Raw genomic sequence first — 20,052 nt, 5'->3', positions numbered from 1 at the left:
GATTTAAAAGGAACATAGAAGGCCGTCGAGACTTCTTTTCGGCCTTCTATGTTCCTATTTTAGTTCGCCTTTTTTCAACACCTTATAAATTTCCTTCTTATATTGCAGAAACTCTTCTGTCAAGGTAATATCTTGTGCTCTCGGTCGCTCGAATTTCACTTTGAATTCAGCAACGACGTGCGCAGGTTTTTCCGACAACACGAGAATTCGGTCTGCGAGAAACAAGGCTTCTTCTATATTATGTGTGACGAAAAGAATCGAGCGTTTATTGCGCTGCCAAATATCAAGCAGCCATTGCTGCATCTCCGAACGGGTGAACTCATCGAGTGCGGAAAACGGTTCGTCCAGCAAAATGAGCGGCTGTGGGCTCAAGAGGCTGCGGATGAAAGCAGCGCGCTGTTTCATGCCACCTGACAATTGGTGTGGATATGATTGCTCATAACCTGCCAATCCTGCTTTTTCCATCATTTGAATGGCTGCCTGCTGATCTTTATGCCCAGCGATTTCAGCCCCTAATAAGACATTGTCCAGCACTGTGCGCCACGGCAGTAAAGACGGGCTTTGCGGCATATAGCTAACCGAGCCTTTTTCACCGTTGATGTTGTCGCCATCCAATAGGATCGCTCCTGCATCCGGTTCATAAAGCCCGCCGATCAAATGAAACAAAGTGCTTTTTCCGCTGCCGGATGGGCCGAGCACGGCGACGAATTCATCTTTTTCAATATGCAGCGACAGCTCTTTTAGCACCTCGGCCCCGTCGAAGCTTTTCATCAATTGTTCAATCACCAATTCAGCCATTCGCATCTCCTCCCCTGCTCGTTTTCCAGCGGATGACGCGCTTTTCGAGCAACACGATCGCCGCAAAAAACAGCATACTTAAACACATGATCAACAAGATCGCGACAAAAACTTGCGTCGTCCGGAACGACGACGAGGCGAGCGTCATATAAACTCCGATTCCTTCCTGCGCCCCGAGCCATTCGGAAATAACAGCACCCATAACGCTATAGGTCGCCGCAATTTTCAATCCTGAGAAAATCGATGGCATCGCATGCGGCCATTCGAGCTTCCAAAAAATCTGGCGTCTGTCGGCACCGGCCATTTTCATATAATGCAGCAACTCGCCGCTCGTCTGCCTGAACCCGTCGAGCGCCGCGATGGTGATCGGAAAAAAGCACACAAGGATAATGATGACGAGTTTCGGCAGTAAGCCAAAACCGAACCAAATGACCAATAGCGGCGCCAACACGATAATCGGGATATTTTGCGATAAAATCAGCAAAGGGTAAAAGGTCTCCCGCAGTTTCGGCACGAGATGGAGGATCATAGCGACGCCAAGGCCGACCGACGATCCGATGAAAAAGCCGAGGATCGATAACCGGATCGTCGCAAACAAATGACCGCTGTAGTTTGGCCAACTGTTTACCGCTTCCAGCCCGATTTGATAAGGGGTCGGAAGCAGCCAGTCCGGCACTTGAAACAGCGGCACCAGCACTTGCCAGATGATCAATAAAAGGATGAGGACCAGAACCGGTCTCCATCCTTTTTGCATAATCTTCACGGCCGGTATTTCTCCGTCAATTTGTCCATCGATGCACCGCTCGGCTGATACAGCACTTTGATTTGGGAGATGACGTTCGAACTGCCGCTTTCGATCATCGCCTCGTTCATTTCCTCGACGATCGAAAACAACTGCGCCAGATCCCCTTCCATCGTCGTCTCCAGTGGATTGACTTGGTACGGGACGCCTGACTTTTCAATGACGGCGATGGCTTTGTCTACATACGGAATGACGTCTTCCCCGTTTTTCGTTTTCGGGATGATTTGAATACTTAATAATGCATTACCCATCAGTTTTCCTCCTCCGGTAAAAATTCATTGGTGTACGCCTGCTCGACGTCCAATTCCTCATCCAGTAACCCATTGTCGAACATCCAGGCAGCGTAATCTGCCCATACTTGCTCTTGTTGTTCGCCGAATTTCGGGGCATCGTCCTGATATTTCGGCGACAGCCATTTCTGGCTCGCTTTCACCAGTTCCGGGTCCAAATCCGGTACCGACTCGATCAGGATGTCCGCTGCTTGTTCCGGCTCTTCAATCGCGAATTCATAGCCTTGCGACACCGCTTTAGTAAATGCCCGAACCGTTTCCGGATCTTCTGCGATCATGTTTTCATTGGTCATCAGAATCGGTGTGTAATAATCCAGTTTGTCCGAGTAATCCGTCAAATACTGCATGTTCAATTCATCGCCGCGCAACTCTGCTTCAATGCCCGTCCAACCGTAATAGATCCAGGCAAAATCGATATCGCGCTCGACGGCCGTGAAAAAGTCGCTATTGCCGATATTGACGATGTCGACTTTTTCCACATCAGCCTCTTCCTGCTCCATGATGGACCCAAGCACCGCTTTTTCGACTGGCGCTCCCCAGCCGCCGTAAGTTTTTCCTTCGTAATCGCTCGGCGACTCGATCCCTTTGTCTTTAGGTGAGGCAAATCCGGAGGTGTTGTGTTGAATGAGCGCCGCGATCGAAACAATCGGAATGTCCTGCACTCTCGCTTCCGTCAAGCTTTCCTGTGCGCCGATGCCGAATTCCGCCTGGTTGGAAGCGACCAATTGATTAGCGCCTGCTTCACCCGGCAAGATGATCTCGACATCGAGCCCTTGCTCTTCAAAATAGCCCTTTTGCTGTGCCACATACAATCCGGTATGGTTCGTGTTCGGCGTCCAATCCAAGACCATCGTCACCTCTTGTAATTCCTGCTGTTCATTCGCCACATCGCTTCCCGGATTTTCCGCTTCGTCTGTACATGCTGCCATCAGTAACACCGGCGCAATGGCAATCGTCCATTTTTTCATATTGTTTCCCCCTCTGAATGAATTCATAAAAGATGATTTCAGAAGCTGAATCAGGGGACATATTCAATTGCGGATACAAAAAAGCGCCCAAGGTTATAGAAACCTTGGGCGCATATCATCGCAGAATAGACCGATTTGAATATGTTCCCTCCGCTGGTATTAGCCAGTTCAGGTTCCAAGGGTCAATATCTCACGGATATTCTCTCAATCGGCAACACCGATTCCCCCACATGTGTTTTATGAAATTAGCATTTGTCTTTCAAAGACTATCTTGTCACAGATGACGGATATGTTCAAGCGCGGTCTGGCATCTCGCTTGAACAAATTAAAGTTCCTTACATCGGGACAGCTTCGCCGCTATAGACTTTGAGTTCCATCGGCGCGCTCATGAATCCAGCCGCTTTTTTGGAGAAAGCCGTGAAATGCTCGCTCGTGTTATGGGCTTCGATCGCCTGCGCATCTTTCCACACTTCGATCATCGTGTAATGGCCTTCCCGCTCAACCGATTTCATTAAATCGTATTGGACATTGCCTGGTTCTTGACGCGACGCTTCGATCAACTTTTTACCTTCGTCTAAAAATGCTTGTTCTTGGTCAGGTTTTACTTGTAAATGTGCGTGTATAATCATCATTTCATTTCGCCATCCTTTAATGTGTATTTTTAATAATCAACGATATTGTTTTGCATACGCTGGAGCATATCGCTTAGCGCATCGACTTCGTCAGTGGTGAAGTCGCTTAGCATTTGCTTGACGAAGCCTGTATTTTCTTTCCGGTATTCGACGATGCGCTCGCGTCCTTCATCCGTTAGGCTGACAAAGATTACGCGATTGTCTTCTGGATTTCTGCGCTTCGTGACCATGCCGCTCGCTTCAAGCTGTTTCAAGTGGCGCGTAACCGCGGCACTATCGATATTGACCAATTTTTGCAGCGTCGACTGGTTGATTTCGTCAACTTTATAAAGCTGGGACAATAACTCATAGCGCGACGCACTGATGCCTGTGCAACGCTCGAACTTCGGGCTGATTTGATTGGTCAGGCCCTTAAACTGGTGCAGCACTTGTTCCTGCTTTGAAAATGAACACGGCATAAAAAGACCTCCTAAATGATCGGTGAAGTCAATTGATAGCTGTGCCCACTATTCATTGACCAGTCAAATATAATACATAAATCCCGAATACTCAAGGTCAGCTGGCTTAGCTCCAGGTCGTGGTCGTCTCGACCGGCAAGCGGTAGGACTGAAAGCCTTCACTCGCGGCTTTACCGATCGTGAGAAGCATGACTGGCACATAACGCTCTTGGTCCAAGCCGAATGTTTCAGCGATCTTCTCTTTGTCATAGCCGCCGATCGGGTTGGTGTCGTAGCCGAATGCACGGGCAACGAGCATCAATTGCATGGATACAAGTCCTGAGTCCAATAGCACGATGTCTTTCATCTGCTCATTGGACATGCCTTCATACAAAGGTTTGAAGTAGCCGACTTGGAATTCTTTCACTTCTTCCGGCATATAACCGAGTTCTACGGCTTTTCCGTAAATTTCTTCTGCGTACTCAATGTTTTTGAGGTCGCCGAACACAGCGATGACAGCTGATGCACTCATCACTTTTTCCAAGTTGAAAGATGCCAGCGGCGCAAGCTTTTCTTTTCCTTCTGCACTGTCGATAACGAGGAAACGCCAAGGCTGCATGTTGATGGAAGATGGCGCCGTAGAAGCCTGTTCCAGGATCTCGGTCATTTCCTCGCGGCTGATTTTCACATCCGGGTCGTATTGTTTAATGGAACGGCGTCCATTGACGATTTCATTGAAATCATTGGTTTTTTTGTTTTGCAGTGTGTTCATGATAAATTGCTCCTTTTTCTATCCTAATTGTTTTGAGAGATATTAATTGACCCCTCATTAATTGATGCCTCACATAATATAAACCCGTTACAGAAAAAATGCAACCAGAAGGTTTCACAGTATTTTTTATCCTCAAAAAAAGAAAGGCTTCTGTAGCCTTTCATGTTTTTGCAGTCATATAATCGCTTCGGATCATTGCCATGATGATTTTATCCGAAAATGCCCCATTGTAATAGAGTGCTTCCCGCAAGACGCCTTCTCGTCTGAAGCCGTTTTTTTCATAAGCGCGTATGCCACGTGCGTTATGGCTGAACACTTCCAATTGCAGGCGGTTGAGTTTTAGCTCGTTGAAGACAAACTTCAGCACCAGCTCGATCGCTTCTGTGCCATAGCCTTTCCTCGTCAGTGGCATCGCATTCATAGTGATCCTGAAACCTGCACTCTGGTTGACCAGATCAATATCCAGCACCGACAACTCGCCGATCATTTGATCCGTTGCGTTCAAACAGATCGTAAAATCGTAGCGCGAGTCGTCCTGCTGGATCCGTTCGATATGGTCTTGGATTTGCTCAAGCGAAAACCTGGCTGTCGTTCCGGTCATATAGCGCATTTCTTCGTCTTCGGTGTGGTCCAAGAACAGTTGTGCATCTTCTGCCTCCACTGGCCTCAAGTAAATTCGTTCATTGATTAACTTCATGGTTCTCTCCCCATTCAAAATGCTAACTTCACTCATTTTAAATGAATGCCGCTGCAGCACAAAATCTTCAAATCATTTCGACTTCTTTCACCGGTTGCTGTAAACTAACATAGAACACATGTTTCTATTCGAAAAGCTGAAAGGAGTAACTCAATGAACACCACAACTTACCCCGAGCATTGGAACTTGGAAGCTTTATTTAATGGCAAGAGCACCTCGCCTGAATTTTTTCAATTAATGGAGCAGACAAAAAGCCAGATTCAAGAGCTGTCTGAACTGATTGATTCCATCAATTCGAAAAGTTTTTCCATCGAGAAAATGTTGGTGGAAAACTTAAATGGTTTTGGAGTCGTCCAGCTATCGCTTTCGCAGATGAGCTCGTTTGTCACGTGCCTGCTGGCAGAAAGCCCGAAAAACCAGCAAGCATTGATATTGCGCGGAAAAACGGCCTCGCTTCAAACAGAATACAATGCAATCCTGACGCGTTTCCAGCAGCTGCTGTCAGGAATCGACAAACCCCAGTGGAATGCCTTAATGGACTTGGAGCAACTAAAAGATTATCAGTTCATCTTAAATGAATGGCGCGAGCAAGCCAATTCACCATTGTCTGTAGAATCGGAACATCTCCTGTCTGATTTGATGGTCGATGGATATCATGCCTGGGGCGATCTCTACCGATCTACCCTCAATAATTTGACCGTCGCCATCGAAATTAACGGAACGAGAAAAGAATATTCAATCGCCCAAGCGACGAACTTGCGCTCCCACCCGGATAAAAAGCTTCGCCATCATGCAGCACAAGCCTTAGAAAACATGTGGCAAACGCAGCAGGATACCATGGCCCGCATCCTCAATCACCTCACAGGGTTCCGGCTGCAAGTAGATAAAAACAGAGGAATCCCGAATGGACTCGACAAGCCATTACAAGACAGCCGGATACAAAAAGAAACCTTGGAGGCTATGTGGCAAGTCGTCAGTGAAAACAAGCACAGCTTTGCCTCATATTTAACACACAAAGCCGGCGGAAATAAAATGTCTTTCCATGATTTCTGGGCGCCTTTTGACCAGGAGAAAGCCTCCATGGATTATTCGCAAGCGGCCGAATTTCTCATGGAGCAATTCCGTCAATTCGGTCCGGAACTGGAACAATTTGCACGTACCGCTTTTGAAGAAGGCTGGATTGAATCCGCCAACTCTTCTGGTAAAGGCTCTGTCGCGTTTTGCGCAGGCTTTCCTGCCACTGGTGAATCCAGGGTGTTTTTGACATTCGACGGATCGATGACCAGCTTGTTGACTCTTACGCACGAACTGGGGCATGCCTTCCATAACCATGCGATGAAAGAAGTTGAGCCGCTCAACCGAAAATACGGCATGACGACCGCGGAATCAGCGTCCACGTTTTGTGAGATGATCGTGTTGGATGCAGCCATTAAAAAAGCGGATACGAAGGCAGAAAAACTCATGCTGTTGGATGAAAAAATAAAGCGCAGCGTCATGAACTTCATGAACCTGCACGGGAGATTCCTTTTTGAAGAAAAACTTTATGAAAAGCGCAAGGAAGGCATGCTTAGTGCAGAGCAATTGAACCAACTGATGAAATCTTCACTGGATGAAGGCTATGCCGGTTCGATGGATGACCTGCCGCTGCATTACTGGATCTCCACGCCGCATTTCTACATAACCAGTTCGCCCTTCTATAATTTCCCTTATACATTCGGCTATCTGTTTTCCATCAGTGTCTACGCTAAGGCGCTGGAACATGGCTCGGGCTTCGAGCAGCAATACTTGGCACTGCTCCGCGATACTGGAAAACTTACCGTAGAAGAGCTGGCGATGAAGCATCTAGGCGAAGATATTACCCGGAAAGAATTCTGGGAAAAAGGCATGGCGCTATGTGTGAAAGATGCTGAGGAATTTATTCGGCTTAGCGGATTGGCATGAGTAAAACGATAAAGGGAATCACTCCACATCAAGATCATGATTAAAACGTATTTTAAATATAGAAAAGCACTAGAAAAAAAAGTGTTGGCAAAAGACTAATGATTAATCCGACAATGATTGTCTTTTTGATGAAGGACAGCACACATCCAATTCCCCATACTAAGATGGGCAAAAGACCTTGCGGATTTGGAAAAGGATTATCTGTATAGTTTTCTGCGATGCCACCCGATGCGATGAAAGTGGAAATAAAGATAGTGACAGCTCCAGTGAACAATATATGAACCACCCGATAAATTTGAAAAACCATTGTCTCCCTCCTAGCCTATTTCATACAAAAAATGTGAATTTCAAATTCTTAGGAATGAATAGATCCTGAACTTGTTTTTAGGTATCTCTCTTTTTAAATAGGTTTAAAACCGATGAGCTAATATCAATAGAATACCAGAAATAACCATAAAAGGTTATCAATCTATTGTGTGTTTCACAAAATAGAAACAGGGAGACAGCCATATTATTGGCTGCCTCCCTGTTTTATACAATCAATCTAAAAGACAATTTGATAACTCCAATTGCGTTAAATCTGAAACATTGAAGAATTTTTTAGTGATAATCAGGGAGTTTCAAATAATTCTTTCCCCAGTAATTACAACGTAGTTCATTTTTTTTGGAGATTTAAGTATGAAATAGTAAAAGTAATCGAAGAAAGCAAAAGAAAATAAACGCCAATGAACATAGGGATATATGTATAGGCATCAATCAAATTGCTCGATGTTTCCCAAGATTCAGCTCCATAAGGTCTTGATATTACAATAGCAAAAGAGTCTCCGTTGAAAGCAATGATTAAAGAGATAAGTGCGGTGAAAAAGAAGACGATCGATAGAGCGAATGACTTCAACAAGTGAATAATCATAAGTGGTTCTCCTTTAATAGTTTTGATCAATCCTTCGGTTAAACCAAGATAAAAGACACTATAGAATGAAGATGCTTTTTTACTTTTGAACTCTATTCAGTAATGGTTGTAAATATTATACCTTCCATCCTAATTTGAATTTCCTTTTTTTATTTCACCTATTTCAGCCCATCCGATATATACTATGCCGCTTATAAGTGCAATAATACTCAAGGCATGTAAAGAAGTTCCTGTGTAAGACAAAAATATATCGAATAACTCTTCGTCCCACGAGGTAGTGGCGCTTCCAAATATAGCAGCGCTTATATATTTTGCAGAATACAACATCGCAGCAATCAAGATAAAAATTGTTCCAGTCCCTCTTCGATTCAATCTAATTACCCCCTTATATACTAAAATTTAGTATATCTCCGTGTCTATTATCTGTATATAAATATCTTATCGATTAGATGGATTTAATAATAAAATAATTTGTAGTAAAGAAGTTTGATACATAATTACCAGAACTATGGATATAGGCGTCATCAAATTCACCACTCAAACCTACGAACATCTCCAGGAAGAACTTTTTCTAAAAAGGCTATTTGTTCTGCGTTTAACTTGTAACCGATCAATTCCACTCCATAATGTTCAGACGAAAATAGTGCTTCGCCTTGCTTTTCTAAAAATAAGGAGAACCACTTCAACCTGCCTTTGGTATCAAGAGATCGCGAAAGAATGAATTCTTTCGCTTTTTCATTTAATTGCCCACTTGCAATAAACAACTGGCCATCTTCATCACGTTCTACCCTCGACAACTCATTTATAATATCTTCGAATTTTGCGCTTTCTTCTTTCCAACAATGGATTTCAAATGAATCTGCATACGCAAAGAAATACTCGATCATCGGTATCCAAAACGAATAGTCTTCTGCGTAAGAATACGTTTAAGGCGTATCCGCCATGCTTGTAAGTTCATAATGCATATTGTGTTTCATCTTCAACCTCCGGAATTTTAGTCATTGGACTAGATTCTCTTTCTTCGCCAAAAAACCCTATCGTCTTGTTAAATATAGTTTCAACTACGCAACACTTCTAAAGATTAAAAGGTTATTCATTATTTAGAGTCGAAGCAGTACAATATAGAAAATCATCGCACACTATTTACGACATTTTTTACTTAACAAAATCTCGCCATTTCACCAGATCATTTCATCTGACAGGAGGCTTGGGTCATGCTGTTGATACCGTTCTTGATCGGCATAGTATTCATCTTGATCCATTTCTTCGCCAGCGTCCTGGTGCCTCGAGATAAACTCAAGCAAGTGAAATGGTTCTCGTTTTCAGGCGGGCTCGCTGTTTCGTATATTTTTATCTACCTGCTTCCCACACTTCATAAGCAGCAAGCCGCCATCGAAGAACCGTACCGGCAGTTGACGATGGAGTCTGAAATCTATTTCGTCGGCCTTCTCGGTGTCGTCTTGTTTGTTGGCATTCAAATTGTCATCCAGCAAAATTATATTTCCCACACCTCTACTTTCTGGTCGGTCATCGTGTTCTATGCTTTCTATAACGCGCTAGTTTCCTACTCTGTGCTGTCATTTGAAGTATCGGCTGTTCAAGCCTTGTTTTACTGCGTCGCGATCGGTCCGCATTTCATGGCGGTCGCTCATGACATGTGGCGGAAGTTTCCCGTGGAATACAATAAATACGGCCGCTATATATTGGCTGTCGGAATTGTCGCCGGCTGGATCGTCGCTTTGACGACTGAACTGACGCCGCTGTTCAAATCGATCGTCTTCTCCCTCGTTTCCGGCGCGATGATCTACACGGTTTTCAAGCACGAACTGCCGAGCGAAAAGGATACGCATTTCCCGACTTTCCTTATCTCTGTCATCATATACTCTGCGATTACGATTACATTGAAATTTGTGTTCGAATGGTAGATACCAAAACAAGCCCGGCACAGTTATAAACTGCGCCGGGCTTGTTTATTTTCGCTTCTCTTCTTCATAAACTTGTTCCATTAATTCAAAACAAATCAATTGCTCTATAGGGAATAATATCTGTAAAGAACAAAACAAACGAAAACACAGTAATTCCTATCCCTAACCAAAAATACTTTCTCCAACATTGTATGACGACGCCGAGCAAGAACACAGCAGCGGGGATTAGCCAGAGTGGAAAGATAATATCAGGTGCTTCCGGTCCATATTCAGAGATGAAGCCAGCTGCGAACCAATAAGATACGGGAAGTATAAAAAGGCCAGCTATAGGAAGGTATACAAAACGCAGAAGTATGATGGTTAATTTCATAAAGAAGCATTCTCCCTTCTTAAAACAGACTAAAAAGCATAAATAAAATGTAAGGGTATTTTAGCAGTCTATAAACCTTCATCGATTTGGGTAATTATACCATAGAAAGAAATGGGAGATAATGATGGATGCAACCCTTTTCTCTTTGTTTCGATCATCCACCTTTATACTTTCAAGCTGTTCAGGCACAAAAAAAAGCAGGCATTCATGGATTCCCATAAATGCCTGCTTCTATACTACTATTGACCGTCGTAGTTTTTACCTAAGATTAGGTGCTTTTAAAGAATAATAAATTATTCTGCTGCAGTAATCTGGTAAATCAGACCGCCATCAGTGCTCGCAATTAGCGCGCCATCTTCAGTTACAAGAATGTCACGGAAACGTTGCGCTTCATCCGTTAATAGTCGTTCTTCTCCCACAACGATGTCATCTTCAATAACGACACGTACAATATAGTTCGGCGCTAAACCACCGATGAACAAGTTGTTTTCCCATTCAGGAATTGCGTCATTATCATAGAATGACATACCACTTGGCGCACTTGTTGGATCCCAATAATATCTTGGTTCAACAAAGCCTTGCGCCTCGTGTTCTGAGATCCCATCATTGATTAATTCACCCGTATACTCGATACCATAAGAAACAATAGGCCATCCATAGTTATTCGCTGGTTCGATGATATTCAGTTCGTCGCCAGCTTGTGGACCGAATTCCACGATCCATAAGTCTCCTGTTTCAGGGTTGTAGTCTATGCCTTGAATATTACGGTGGCCATAGCTATATATCCCATCCAGTGCGTCTTCATCTTCGACAAATGGATTTGAATCTACTGGTTCCCCGTCCTGTGTAATGTGAATGACTTTACCTAAGTAAGCATCCAAGTCTTGTGCACGTTCACGAATTGGATCGTCTGAACGCTCACCAGTTGTTAGGAATAGGTTGCCTTCCTCATCGAAGATAATACGGCCGCCATAGTGTAAGTCGCCATCATATGCTGGTGTTGCCTGGAAGATGACTTCAAAATCTTCGAGTGAAGTTTCATCTTCTGATAAAACACCTTTACCTACAGCAGTGACAGTGCCGCCTTCAATATCCTGAGAAAACGTCATGAATACTGATCTTGATTCATCAAAATCAGGTGCAACGGCTACATCAAGCAAACCGCCTTGACCTGAGTTATTTACTTCCGGTGTACCTTCAATTGGTTCTGAAACAGAGCCCTCTTCAAGGTTTACAATAAGAAGTTCTGCTGCATCTCTTTGCGTCACAAGTAAGCGGTTTGGTTCAAACTCTACCATACCCCAAGTCACGCCAAGACCATCAACAACAACTTCCTCATTAAGTTCTGTTTCAGTCTCTAATGCAGGTGCTCTAGTTTGTTCTGGAAATGCTGGTTCAAACTCAGTAACTTTTGGCTCAGTTTCTGCACTTTCATTAGCGCCTTCGTCTGCACCTTCTTCTGTTGTAGTACCCTCATCGGTACTTTCCTCTGTTGCAGCATCCGAGTCATTCGTTGACTCTTCGTTTGAAGCATCTTCATCGCCACATGCTGCTAAAGCCAATACAGAGCTTAACACTGTGAGAGACATTAATCTTGACCATGATAATTTTGTCATAATTTTTCCTCCCCATTTCTAGAATATTCAACCGAATATATATCAAATTTCGGTCTACCGAAATTTAACATCTAAAATGGTTAAGACTTTTATATCATAATGAAACATATGAAACCTATTTGTAAATAATGTTATCATAATTATAGGATAATAGAAAATAATTTGACTTTTTCGTGTGGTGAAAGGGAAAATACAAGAAGTTGTGGCTTCTACCGACCGGCGAACCTTCATTGATTGGATAACAACATTAAGTTATTTTCAGTTTACACTAAAATTTTCGAATATATTTATCCCAGCCAAGTTCTATAACCTCTTGGGTAGTGGGTCTCTTGATTCGTTGATCTAATGGAATGGATGCTTTATTAGCATCATTACTATCCAAAGGCGTATCCCATTTACCGTCACATTCACTACATTTAACAAATGGCTTGCCGCCTTTAGAGTATCTTACAATCTCTATCCAACCCTGATCGCATTGCTTACACCAGTTTACTTTGAATGGATATTTTTGTTTCATACTATTCTCCCTCAATTTTTCTACTTATAATGATTAACTTTCTTTCTCGCAAAAAAACTTTTAAAGATAACTAGTCTGTACTTATGTTGCATTTAACTACTTTAACTAAGCACTAATTGTTCCAAATCCTAGACATATCAAACTGCCTGGGATTTCGGATATATAAACTTACATTCTTTCAAAATATCGATTTCTAAATCTCTTTAAATAATAGAAATACATTTAACTCACTATAGGATTCTAAAAAGGTTCTACTCGATGACACCATACTCTTGTAACCACAGTGCTAATACAATTACTATTGGAAATAAGCTCAGTAGAAAAAGAACGACCTTTGCTAACCCTAAAGGCATAAGAATAAAAATGCTGCTATATGGATCTTTTGACATCGAGTTTTGACTTTTACGATCTAATTTAAAAGCACCGATAATTCCAGATATACCAATGAACAAAAGAAAAGCTGATCCAACTATATAAAATAAAATAATTTCCACCTCTTTCTATAATTACAGCTAACTTTTTTGTTCTAAATTTTAACTTCAATGTCTTTAAAGGATAGTATCTGTATTCAGATTAGCATTAAATATCATGCTGTATAGATAGAATATTCGCCTTGTCTTTCAAAATAGAGAAGTGTTCGTAAAAGTACGCTTTACCATGCAAAAAAAAGAAGAAGCTTAAGCTTCTTCAAATAAGTGGTCATATGTAAACTGACAATCTGTAGATATCTTTTCTAAATTTAACTGCGTTTGAAAGTGTATACACAGCTTTGCTTACACTATTTAACTTCAATCTCTTGCAGAAGATACTTATCACTCATACGCAAAATCATTTTTGCCACTTCATCCTCTGTAATTTGTAAGGTTGCATGTTGTTTTGCAACAGGATGGGGACCAATGCAGATACTTTCTTTGGCAGCTTCAAATATGCAAATGTCATTTGAGTCATTTCCAAAGGCAATGAACTCATTTGCTTTGAGCCCCAGTTGTTGTAGCCCTGCCCATTTATCAATGCCTTCAGGACTCAAATCAAGAATTCCTTCATTCTGGTGAAGATGCAGGGTCAGAGGAAGGACTTCCAAGCTTTTCTGTATCTCGGTATCGCTTGTGAAAAGAACCACTTTCACTACATTTTCCAGCAAATCAATCGGCACATTTTTCGCACTCTTCAACGGATCGATATTTTGATAGATCGGATGGGTTTGTTCTCCGGTATAGCTGTAATCCCAGCTGCTATCAATTAAATACGGAAGCTGATGCGTATCAATAATATTGAACAGTTGCCTGCAAGTGCTCTTGTCAAAACTGTTTACGTCGATTGAGCCATCCGCATTTCGAAAAGCCCCGTTTCCACCGACCATTCTTAACCAGTGATATTTTTCCGGCAGCACCGGCAATAAGTCACGTATCGGTCTCGCAGATGCAAAGATGATTTCGTGTCCCATTGCCTGGCACCTATCCAAAGCAGCACAAATTTCTTGTTTTAAAGGTTGTCCTTTAAAACAAATGGTTCCGTCAAGATCGAATACAAATTGCATAATTAGTTACCTCACTTTTATCTTGCCTAAGATTTGTTGTACTAAAAAGAACGACTTTCCCAAAGTTTTTAGGCTTACTTGTAAAGATAAACTGAAGCAACGAAAAGGATATGTGAGTTTACGAAAAAGGCCGACAAAATTCTTGTCCAGTTACTTGCTTTTGTTTTTACAACCTAAAAAGTTAGCAGACAAGAAACGAGTAAAGAAAATAGGATACTTCTAGAAACATTGGATTCAATTCTATCCCTTTCAAACTAATTGGCTTCCTTCTTCTTAAGAACCCCTTTTACCAACCATCCAACTCCAAGTAAGCCAATCAAAGGAAAAATAATCATAGGATAAACGATTTCTGCCCAGCCTGTAGTTTCAACAGAACCAAATATTGCATACAAGCCTCCGACAAGCCAAGAAAGAAAGGGTGCAACCACCACTATCAGAGTGATTCCCAATATAATCTGCTTCTTTTTCTCTGACTTATGTCTGCTTAACATATAAGCCATGACCAACCCTGTGCTTAAAATTATTAATGGAAAAACAACTTTTAATAAGATGGTTACTCACTTCCTCAATTTTTATTCTTTATTGAATTTTAGTGGAATCATTCAAATGTTTTATCTTCGAAAACATCAACTGAATCGGCGCATTACTTCAATCCAATTAAAACGACCTAAAGTCAATTCTTTAGACATTTGGCTTGTATTATATAGTGCACTTCTGTCTCCGAGAGGTATTGACCAATGTCAAATTCTTGTGTGTCGATTAAACCCTTGAGGTATAAAGGAAGTTCAACTTCCCAATCGATATTCTCTATCTTCAAAGGAAAATTGTCTTCGTTCGGATTGGGACTATGAATATAAACAGCATCTGATCCGGCATCCTGTCCGTCTATTTCAATCCAAGATTGAAAAGGCTTTTCGAAAATCTCCAAGTTCTTTAATAAACTTTTGTATAAAGCTATATGAGCTTTGACATGCTCTCTCCTGATTTTTATGCTTCTATTTCCATGTCCAATAAAATCCAGGTGGGTGTGCCAAAGATCAAACCAGCCGCCTTTTCCGAAGTCCAACCGGAGATGATCCGTGGCAGCTGCTTTATGCAAATTACGGAAATAACGTCTTTTCCCGCGAAACTTTTTCAAACTATCAGCCCTTTTGTAGTTTTTTCTCTGTCACTGCTCAAACTCAATTTTACCTTTTAAAACCTCTACACTTTCTTTCGTTTCAAAGAAGCTTTTCAATTCCTTTACAGAATCAGGATCCAATCGAAATGTAAGACTTTTATGTGGCTTTAAGCTTTGGATAAATCCTTCTCCCCTATCTGTTACCCACAGATGGTAGTTCCGGTTCTCTTTATCTTCCATCACAAACTCAAGTGAAAGAAGTGGTCTTGTTGTGATAACGCTCTGCTCAGTTACTTCTTCTGCAGCATTCACTGCATTTACAAAATAATCGAGGCCATTATTTTCATCTATGTATTCTTCTCGGATTTCTTCTGTAACTTCTCCGCTCCAATAATCCAAGCGCACAGTTTCTGCATCTTCTATAATAATTGAAGAACACCCCGAACAAAAAATTAAGATCAGCATAGGAACCCAGCCAATTAATCGCATTTTAACACCCCTCACATAATCATCGAATGTACATTTAGTGAAAGAAAAACATCTTACCAAGTATAAAAAAACAATAACAAAGAACCGATGATATGAGGTAAAGCTATTAACAAGATGGTATTAGATAAATCCATTTTTTTATCTAGTTTCATAACTGCCAGATTTCCAATCACAGGTGCATTTGGGCTGACGAATCCTGTTTTCAAATAGCCCCCGATTAATATGCCACCAAGCCCTATTACGCCGGTTATGTTCGTTGCGAGTTCCATATTATTTAGCATTATAAAGAAACCGAGTATAAACACAAAAAGCAACGCTCCTAAAGCTATTCGTTTCATAATAGGCTCCTTTCACAATATATTTTGGATTAAGTCTTTTAAAGTGGGAGCTAGCTCTTCTGTTTCATCTGTTTCATGGAGCCATAAATAAATTGAATCCGCCGCTTGTTCATCTTCTACTTTCAAGCATAAGTAATCCCCTGTACCATCTTCAGCGATCGCAAGCAGATTGTCAGGGAACTCTCTATCTAAAACTTCCTCATTTTGTCTGACTACATCATCCCATGTTTTTTTTCGTATTATTAGGATCTTTGATGGGAAATAAAATCCACTCGCCAATTTCAGGGCCATTTGCCAATCTAAACAATTGAACGTACTGATCCGGGAAACGAATACTCAATTTCTGTTCCGTTTCTCTTATCGCAGCTTCCGCTACACCTTTTCTATTAGTATCTAACAAGTCCATAATTTCATTCATCATCTAACCTCCATACTATAAATAGCTAGTTAATTTTAAGTTACCTTCATAACCAATAAGTTACATTGAATTCATTAAGAATGATAGCGTATCTAGAATTTTAACTCTGTTTACTGAATTTTTGTTCAAAAATTTTCTAATAGCCTCTATTAAGACAACTGTACATGCCTAAACAGATTTTATGGAAATCGGATTAACTAGAAAAAAACGATGAGTTCCTATAGTATAAAAATTATCAGTTAATTCTAACTATCAAGCATAATTCGCAACTTCAACTTTATATATCTAAACAAGGATGGTGGTTCCAATAAAAGCGATTATTTTTGATTTCGATGGTACATTAGCTAATACATTGCCCGTCTGCGACTATGCTTTCCAACATGTTTTCAAGGAATTCGACCAGCGCGATCTCTCTTCGGCTGAAATTCGCGCCATGTTTGGCCCGTCAGAAACTGGAATCATCCGGAAGAATTTGCTTCATGGGGATACAGAAGAAGCAATTGAACTGTATTATACAAAATATCTAGAACAGCATGGACAACTCGTTGACCATAACCAAGAAATTCACGAGTTATTGCTGCATTTAAGAAAAAAAGGGATGAAATTAGGAATTGTCACAGGAAAAGCCAGAAGAAGTTTGGATATCTCATTAAAAGCACTTCAAATGGAGCATTTCTTCGACGCCATCATTACGGGGGACGATGTGGCACAACCTAAACCGGATCCAGAAGGTTTGTTCAAAGCTTTAGCGATGTTGGATGTTAGCCCTCAGGAAGCAATATTCATCGGAGACAGTGATGCTGACATTCAAGCTGGAATTAGCGCGAACGTTTTAACCGTCGGCGTGCATTGGTTGCCCGATTATCAAACCTTGGAATTTGCAGTAGCACCGAATTCCTCATACCGAACTGCGGCTGAATTTATGGAATCCTTGGAAACGGGTGGCCATTATGAGTCTTAAATGGCTGGACTGGGCTAAGCGAATCCAATCGCTTTCTCAATCCGGACTGACTTTTTCAAAAGATGTCTTTGATTTGGAACGTTACGAAGAGTTACGGAAAATCAGTGTGGAAATCATGGAAGAACATACCGGCGAGGAAATGCAAAAAATCAAAGAGTTATTTGCTAATGATGAAGGTTACCAGACTCCCAAAATGGATGTGAGGGGTGCTGTCTTCGATAAAGGAAAGATTCTCATGGTTCGCGAACGTATCGACGATAGATGGGCTTTACCTGGCGGATTTTGCGATATTGGCTTATCTCCAGCTGAAAACATTACGAAAGAAATACAGGAGGAATCCGGCTATCTTGTGGTGCCGACAAAAATGCTTGCCTTACTGGATATGAATAAACATCCGCATCCACCCCAAGCTTTTCACTATTATAAGCTTTTCATTCAGTGTGAAATTGTAGGCGGTGAAGCAAAAACCGGTGTCGAAACAAAGGAAGTGGATTTCTTTCCTGAATACGATTTACCGGAACTATCCTTGAATCGGAATATCGAGTCACAGCTGCATATGCTCTTTGAATTTGAGAGGAATCCGACTAAAGCAACTTTATTTGATTGAGCTGCTGATCGACTATGACAAGTGAATTTTTTTATTACTCCCGGTAAAATGGCAGATGGCGTAATTTACTCTGTCATTTTTTTCATGCCATATTCAATGACGCTACGTAAACTTAGCTCATTAACTGTTATTAATCCCCCCTGTTTTGACCAATACTCTTTGAACACTTAATAAAGTCTGATCTTTAAATTCCATTTTATAGATGTCTGGTTTAGATGTGCTATGTAAAAACTTTAAATCATATTTGTTATCGTAAAAGGCCATCATCAAAGTCATAACAGCTCCATGAGTTCCAATTACAATTTTCTGTTCTTTATAAACAGATAGTATTTCCTTTAAAACTTTTATCGCCCTTTTTTGACATTCAGCGTTTGATTCTCCGCCTTCTAAAGAGTAATTGAAATCTACAAATGATTTTTCTAATAGTGGAAGCAACTCCTGATCAGATATACGCTCACCTTCCAAAGTAAATACTCGCTCTTTTAGATCTTCAAACACTATAATTTCTTCCCCTATTCGATGAGCTAATTTTTCAACCGTTTGTATGGACCGCGTATAGGGGCTTGAAGTGACCACATTAACTTCTTCAGCCTTCAATATTGCAGCTAGTTGTCGAGCATCTGTTTCGCCTTTTTCAGTTAATCCTCTCGTTCTCTCATTTCCTTCCTTCGGGGAATCACCATGTCTTACCATATAAATAAATGTACTCATAGTTAACCTCCTCCATGCTCGTATTCTCAGTTTACATTGACCATGTCTTTAAGAAGTGGTTCAACAAGAGAACGATCGCTAACATGCGAAAGGATCCACTCGTACTCCTCTACAAGCAATTGACGGATTTTTGAAGAGGCAGTCAAATGATTTATGGGAGTTATTTGTTCGAAAATATCTCCCACTTGATTTAGGATATGATTTGGCAACGACTGATCAAGCGTTTTCAATCCTAATTGTGCTCTCTTTGGACAATACTTATATAGAAGCACTCTTGCCAAATGTTCCATCACGTTAGTTAACATTCTAACAGCCCAAATATTGTTGCCTCGGTCGGTTGCTTTTTTATACTGGAACAAGAACCAAGCAATGTCTATTGCACTGTCGCTGAATTCATTTTTACTGAGTTCTAGACTTTGTGTTTCAAAAAATCGCTCTAGTAAATGGCTAGGATCATACAAAACTTTAAAATAATCTTTTTCAGTAAAGTTTTGCTCCGTAACAGTAAACAAATCCAAATGCAGTAAATTATCAAATACCACTATTATTTGAGGAGCGATGATATAGATATCATCATAAAAAATGATTTTTCGATACGCTTTTATATGTTCTAGTCTTTTATTCAAAAAAAGCTCTTCATCTTCTTTTTCCACTAAGCAATAAAGGTCAATATCTGAGTACTCATCGTGCTCATTTCTTCCCATTGAGCCTTTTAAGAAAATAGCTTTCACCAGGTGATCCTCTATTAAGCTTGTGCATATTTTTTCCACTGCTAATTCTTGTTGTAACAATTCCATCCCCCCAAAGACGCCTCTGTTTTTAAGCATTAAATCAATATACCATACTCTTCCTTTTTTCATATAGCTAAAATCTTAATGGGATTTTCCTGAATGCTTAAGGATCTGTTATTAAAACCATTGTTTTCAATAAAAATGAGTATTGCGGAACGAAAAAGCCACGTGTGCGGAGATTTGAGCCATCAATTGCGGAGAATGTGGCCAGTAAATGCATAGAAGAGAGCCACTGGCTAGATTTTACCGGTGACTCTCTTTTTGTATATTGTCAGTGAAGAAAGACAAGCTCGAGAACCACTCGTGCCATAAAATAGAACCACCTCGGACAAAATTTAGAACCACTTCGGACATCTGAGAACCACTCATAAGAATAAGAAGGCCGCCCAACGGCGGCTTTTTATG

27 protein-coding genes and 1 riboswitch are annotated in these 20,052 nt (G+C 41.2%); of the genes, 4 read left to right on the top strand and 23 right to left on the bottom strand.

The annotated features are described in order from the left end of the window. Positions 1–54: 54 nt before the first annotated feature. The 8 genes from KTG14_RS12980 to KTG14_RS12945 all read right to left on the bottom strand — a co-directional run bounded on the left by KTG14_RS12980 (position 55) and on the right by KTG14_RS12945 (position 5,396). On the bottom strand, positions 55–798 hold the full coding sequence (locus tag KTG14_RS12980; RefSeq protein WP_216971321.1) for an ABC transporter ATP-binding protein: 744 nt from the start codon (positions 796–798) through the stop codon (positions 55–57). Next, positions 791–1,552, bottom strand: coding sequence for an ABC transporter permease (locus KTG14_RS12975; protein ID WP_216971414.1), 762 nt, complete (start codon positions 1,550–1,552; stop codon positions 791–793). Before KTG14_RS12975 ends, KTG14_RS12980 begins: the two co-directional genes overlap by 8 nt. Before the next feature lie 5 nt (positions 1,553–1,557). After that, positions 1,558–1,851: a thiamine-binding protein gene (locus KTG14_RS12970; RefSeq protein ID WP_216971320.1), complete on the bottom strand. Its 294-nt coding sequence runs from the start codon at positions 1,849–1,851 to the stop codon at positions 1,558–1,560. Beyond that, a complete protein-coding gene (locus KTG14_RS12965; RefSeq protein ID WP_216971319.1) occupies positions 1,851–2,858 on the bottom strand; it encodes an ABC transporter substrate-binding protein in 1,008 nt (335 codons plus the stop codon). The genes KTG14_RS12970 and KTG14_RS12965 overlap by 1 nt, the downstream gene beginning before the upstream one ends. Positions 2,859–2,986: 128 nt before the next feature. Further along, positions 2,987–3,096, bottom strand: a riboswitch (TPP riboswitch). A 97-nt stretch (positions 3,097–3,193) separates the two neighbouring features. Continuing rightward, the gene (locus KTG14_RS12960; protein ID WP_216971318.1) at positions 3,194–3,490 is read right to left on the bottom strand and encodes a putative quinol monooxygenase; all 297 of its coding nucleotides are present in this window, start codon (positions 3,488–3,490) and stop codon (positions 3,194–3,196) included. 29 nt (positions 3,491–3,519) lie between these two features. After that, the gene (locus KTG14_RS12955; protein WP_216971317.1) at positions 3,520–3,948 is read right to left on the bottom strand and encodes a MarR family winged helix-turn-helix transcriptional regulator; all 429 of its coding nucleotides are present in this window, start codon (positions 3,946–3,948) and stop codon (positions 3,520–3,522) included. A gap of 106 nt (positions 3,949–4,054) precedes the next feature. Next, positions 4,055–4,699: a nitroreductase family protein gene (locus tag KTG14_RS12950; RefSeq protein ID WP_216971316.1), complete on the bottom strand. Its 645-nt coding sequence runs from the start codon at positions 4,697–4,699 to the stop codon at positions 4,055–4,057. 160 nt (positions 4,700–4,859) lie between these two features. Then, positions 4,860–5,396 (bottom strand): GNAT family N-acetyltransferase, encoded by a 537-nt coding sequence (locus KTG14_RS12945; protein ID WP_216971315.1) that lies wholly within the window; start codon positions 5,394–5,396, stop codon positions 4,860–4,862. Between the two features lie 153 nt (positions 5,397–5,549). Here KTG14_RS12945 and KTG14_RS12940 point away from each other — a divergent pair, with 153 nt between their 5' ends. After that, entirely contained in the window at positions 5,550–7,337 is a 1,788-nt protein-coding gene (locus KTG14_RS12940; RefSeq protein WP_216971314.1) for a M3 family oligoendopeptidase, read from the top strand. A 52-nt stretch (positions 7,338–7,389) separates the two neighbouring features. Here the strand turns inward: KTG14_RS12940 and KTG14_RS12935 are convergent, their stop codons facing one another. The 3 genes from KTG14_RS12935 to KTG14_RS12925 all read right to left on the bottom strand — a co-directional run bounded on the left by KTG14_RS12935 (position 7,390) and on the right by KTG14_RS12925 (position 9,134). Further along, the gene (locus KTG14_RS12935) at positions 7,390–7,644 is read right to left on the bottom strand and encodes a hypothetical protein (protein ID WP_216971313.1); all 255 of its coding nucleotides are present in this window, start codon (positions 7,642–7,644) and stop codon (positions 7,390–7,392) included. Positions 7,645–8,376: 732 nt separating this feature from the next. After that, the gene (locus KTG14_RS12930) at positions 8,377–8,619 is read right to left on the bottom strand and encodes a hypothetical protein (RefSeq protein ID WP_216971312.1); all 243 of its coding nucleotides are present in this window, start codon (positions 8,617–8,619) and stop codon (positions 8,377–8,379) included. 158 nt (positions 8,620–8,777) lie between these two features. Beyond that, entirely contained in the window at positions 8,778–9,134 is a 357-nt protein-coding gene (locus tag KTG14_RS12925; RefSeq protein ID WP_216971311.1) for a hypothetical protein, read from the bottom strand. A 327-nt stretch (positions 9,135–9,461) separates the two neighbouring features. On the opposite strand from KTG14_RS12925, the gene KTG14_RS12920 reads away from it, so the two are divergent. Next, on the top strand, positions 9,462–10,172 hold the full coding sequence (locus tag KTG14_RS12920) for a hypothetical protein (protein WP_058380769.1): 711 nt from the start codon (positions 9,462–9,464) through the stop codon (positions 10,170–10,172). An 85-nt stretch (positions 10,173–10,257) separates the two neighbouring features. On the opposite strand, the gene KTG14_RS12915 is transcribed toward KTG14_RS12920, so the two are convergent. From KTG14_RS12915 to KTG14_RS17865, 10 genes are all read right to left on the bottom strand, one after another. Beyond that, positions 10,258–10,542 (bottom strand): hypothetical protein, encoded by a 285-nt coding sequence (locus KTG14_RS12915; RefSeq protein WP_216971310.1) that lies wholly within the window; start codon positions 10,540–10,542, stop codon positions 10,258–10,260. 293 nt (positions 10,543–10,835) lie between these two features. Continuing rightward, a complete protein-coding gene (locus KTG14_RS12910) occupies positions 10,836–12,158 on the bottom strand; it encodes a PQQ-dependent sugar dehydrogenase (RefSeq protein ID WP_216971309.1) in 1,323 nt (440 codons plus the stop codon). Positions 12,159–12,426: 268 nt separating this feature from the next. Then, positions 12,427–12,675 (bottom strand): hypothetical protein, encoded by a 249-nt coding sequence (locus tag KTG14_RS12905; RefSeq protein ID WP_216971308.1) that lies wholly within the window; start codon positions 12,673–12,675, stop codon positions 12,427–12,429. Between the two features lie 778 nt (positions 12,676–13,453). Further along, the gene (locus tag KTG14_RS12900) at positions 13,454–14,212 is read right to left on the bottom strand and encodes an HAD-IIB family hydrolase (protein ID WP_216971307.1); all 759 of its coding nucleotides are present in this window, start codon (positions 14,210–14,212) and stop codon (positions 13,454–13,456) included. A 254-nt stretch (positions 14,213–14,466) separates the two neighbouring features. Continuing rightward, complete coding sequence (locus KTG14_RS12895; RefSeq protein WP_216971306.1) at positions 14,467–14,712, bottom strand: hypothetical protein; 246 nt, start codon at positions 14,710–14,712, stop codon at positions 14,467–14,469. 173 nt (positions 14,713–14,885) lie between these two features. After that, positions 14,886–15,350 (bottom strand): hypothetical protein, encoded by a 465-nt coding sequence (locus KTG14_RS12890; protein WP_216971305.1) that lies wholly within the window; start codon positions 15,348–15,350, stop codon positions 14,886–14,888. A gap of 30 nt (positions 15,351–15,380) precedes the next feature. Beyond that, positions 15,381–15,821 carry a YhfM domain-containing protein gene (locus tag KTG14_RS12885; RefSeq protein WP_216971304.1) on the bottom strand — a complete coding sequence of 147 codons (441 nt, stop codon included), beginning with the start codon at positions 15,819–15,821 and terminating at the stop codon, positions 15,381–15,383. A 53-nt stretch (positions 15,822–15,874) separates the two neighbouring features. After that, the gene (locus tag KTG14_RS12880; RefSeq protein WP_216971303.1) at positions 15,875–16,159 is read right to left on the bottom strand and encodes a hypothetical protein; all 285 of its coding nucleotides are present in this window, start codon (positions 16,157–16,159) and stop codon (positions 15,875–15,877) included. 12 nt (positions 16,160–16,171) lie between these two features. Further along, positions 16,172–16,450 carry an SMI1/KNR4 family protein gene (locus tag KTG14_RS12875; protein WP_254178159.1) on the bottom strand — a complete coding sequence of 93 codons (279 nt, stop codon included), beginning with the start codon at positions 16,448–16,450 and terminating at the stop codon, positions 16,172–16,174. Continuing rightward, the gene (locus KTG14_RS17865) at positions 16,377–16,577 is read right to left on the bottom strand and encodes an SMI1/KNR4 family protein (protein ID WP_254178158.1); all 201 of its coding nucleotides are present in this window, start codon (positions 16,575–16,577) and stop codon (positions 16,377–16,379) included. The genes KTG14_RS12875 and KTG14_RS17865 overlap by 74 nt, the downstream gene beginning before the upstream one ends. Before the next feature lie 307 nt (positions 16,578–16,884). On the opposite strand from KTG14_RS17865, the gene KTG14_RS12870 reads away from it, so the two are divergent. Further along, a complete protein-coding gene (locus KTG14_RS12870; RefSeq protein WP_308462039.1) occupies positions 16,885–17,538 on the top strand; it encodes an HAD family hydrolase in 654 nt (217 codons plus the stop codon). Further along, positions 17,528–18,145 (top strand): NUDIX hydrolase, encoded by a 618-nt coding sequence (locus KTG14_RS12865; protein WP_216971301.1) that lies wholly within the window; start codon positions 17,528–17,530, stop codon positions 18,143–18,145. Before KTG14_RS12870 ends, KTG14_RS12865 begins: the two co-directional genes overlap by 11 nt. A 120-nt stretch (positions 18,146–18,265) precedes the next feature. Here the strand turns inward: KTG14_RS12865 and KTG14_RS12860 are convergent, their stop codons facing one another. Both KTG14_RS12860 and KTG14_RS12855 read right to left on the bottom strand, forming a co-directional pair. Beyond that, a complete protein-coding gene (locus KTG14_RS12860) occupies positions 18,266–18,856 on the bottom strand; it encodes a histidine phosphatase family protein (protein ID WP_216971300.1) in 591 nt (196 codons plus the stop codon). Between the two features lie 26 nt (positions 18,857–18,882). Continuing rightward, entirely contained in the window at positions 18,883–19,716 is an 834-nt protein-coding gene (locus tag KTG14_RS12855) for a nucleotidyltransferase domain-containing protein (protein ID WP_308462034.1), read from the bottom strand. Positions 19,717–20,052 lie beyond the last annotated feature (336 nt).

The sequence above is a fragment of the Planococcus sp. CP5-4_YE genome (assembly GCF_019042655.1).
In the GTDB taxonomy this organism is placed as follows: Bacteria; Bacillota; Bacilli; order Bacillales_A; family Planococcaceae; genus Planococcus.
This window is presented reverse-complemented; position numbering and strand designations above follow the sequence as displayed.

Coding starts and splice junctions, on each gene's coding strand:
- KTG14_RS12970 (WP_216971320.1), bottom strand. CDS start 1,851: ATGGGTAATGCATTATTAAGTATTCAAATCATCCCGAAAACGAAAAAC.
- KTG14_RS12955 (WP_216971317.1), bottom strand. CDS start 3,948: ATGCCGTGTTCATTTTCAAAGCAGGAACAAGTGCTGCACCAGTTTAAG.
- KTG14_RS12855 (WP_308462034.1), bottom strand. CDS start 19,716: ATGAAAAAAGGAAGAGTATGGTATATTGATTTAATGCTTAAAAACAGA.
- KTG14_RS12940 (WP_216971314.1), top strand. CDS start 5,550: ATGAACACCACAACTTACCCCGAGCATTGGAACTTGGAAGCTTTATTT.
- KTG14_RS17865 (WP_254178158.1), bottom strand. CDS start 16,577: ATGAATGAAATTATGGACTTGTTAGATACTAATAGAAAAGGTGTAGCG.
- KTG14_RS12865 (WP_216971301.1), top strand. CDS start 17,528: ATGAGTCTTAAATGGCTGGACTGGGCTAAGCGAATCCAATCGCTTTCT.
- KTG14_RS12980 (WP_216971321.1), bottom strand. CDS start 798: ATGGCTGAATTGGTGATTGAACAATTGATGAAAAGCTTCGACGGGGCC.
- KTG14_RS12885 (WP_216971304.1), bottom strand. CDS start 15,821: ATGCGATTAATTGGCTGGGTTCCTATGCTGATCTTAATTTTTTGTTCG.
- KTG14_RS12905 (WP_216971308.1), bottom strand. CDS start 12,675: ATGAAACAAAAATATCCATTCAAAGTAAACTGGTGTAAGCAATGCGAT.
- KTG14_RS12960 (WP_216971318.1), bottom strand. CDS start 3,490: ATGATGATTATACACGCACATTTACAAGTAAAACCTGACCAAGAACAA.
- KTG14_RS12880 (WP_216971303.1), bottom strand. CDS start 16,159: ATGAAACGAATAGCTTTAGGAGCGTTGCTTTTTGTGTTTATACTCGGT.
- KTG14_RS12910 (WP_216971309.1), bottom strand. CDS start 12,158: ATGACAAAATTATCATGGTCAAGATTAATGTCTCTCACAGTGTTAAGC.
- KTG14_RS12945 (WP_216971315.1), bottom strand. CDS start 5,396: ATGAAGTTAATCAATGAACGAATTTACTTGAGGCCAGTGGAGGCAGAA.
- KTG14_RS12925 (WP_216971311.1), bottom strand. CDS start 9,134: ATGATCGAGTATTTCTTTGCGTATGCAGATTCATTTGAAATCCATTGT.
- KTG14_RS12900 (WP_216971307.1), bottom strand. CDS start 14,212: ATGCAATTTGTATTCGATCTTGACGGAACCATTTGTTTTAAAGGACAA.
- KTG14_RS12920 (WP_058380769.1), top strand. CDS start 9,462: ATGCTGTTGATACCGTTCTTGATCGGCATAGTATTCATCTTGATCCAT.
- KTG14_RS12935 (WP_216971313.1), bottom strand. CDS start 7,644: ATGGTTTTTCAAATTTATCGGGTGGTTCATATATTGTTCACTGGAGCT.
- KTG14_RS12975 (WP_216971414.1), bottom strand. CDS start 1,552: ATGCAAAAAGGATGGAGACCGGTTCTGGTCCTCATCCTTTTATTGATC.
- KTG14_RS12875 (WP_254178159.1), bottom strand. CDS start 16,450: ATGGCCCTGAAATTGGCGAGTGGATTTTATTTCCCATCAAAGATCCTA.
- KTG14_RS12950 (WP_216971316.1), bottom strand. CDS start 4,699: ATGAACACACTGCAAAACAAAAAAACCAATGATTTCAATGAAATCGTC.
- KTG14_RS12915 (WP_216971310.1), bottom strand. CDS start 10,542: ATGAAATTAACCATCATACTTCTGCGTTTTGTATACCTTCCTATAGCT.
- KTG14_RS12965 (WP_216971319.1), bottom strand. CDS start 2,858: ATGAAAAAATGGACGATTGCCATTGCGCCGGTGTTACTGATGGCAGCA.
- KTG14_RS12860 (WP_216971300.1), bottom strand. CDS start 18,856: ATGAGTACATTTATTTATATGGTAAGACATGGTGATTCCCCGAAGGAA.
- KTG14_RS12895 (WP_216971306.1), bottom strand. CDS start 14,712: ATGGCTTATATGTTAAGCAGACATAAGTCAGAGAAAAAGAAGCAGATT.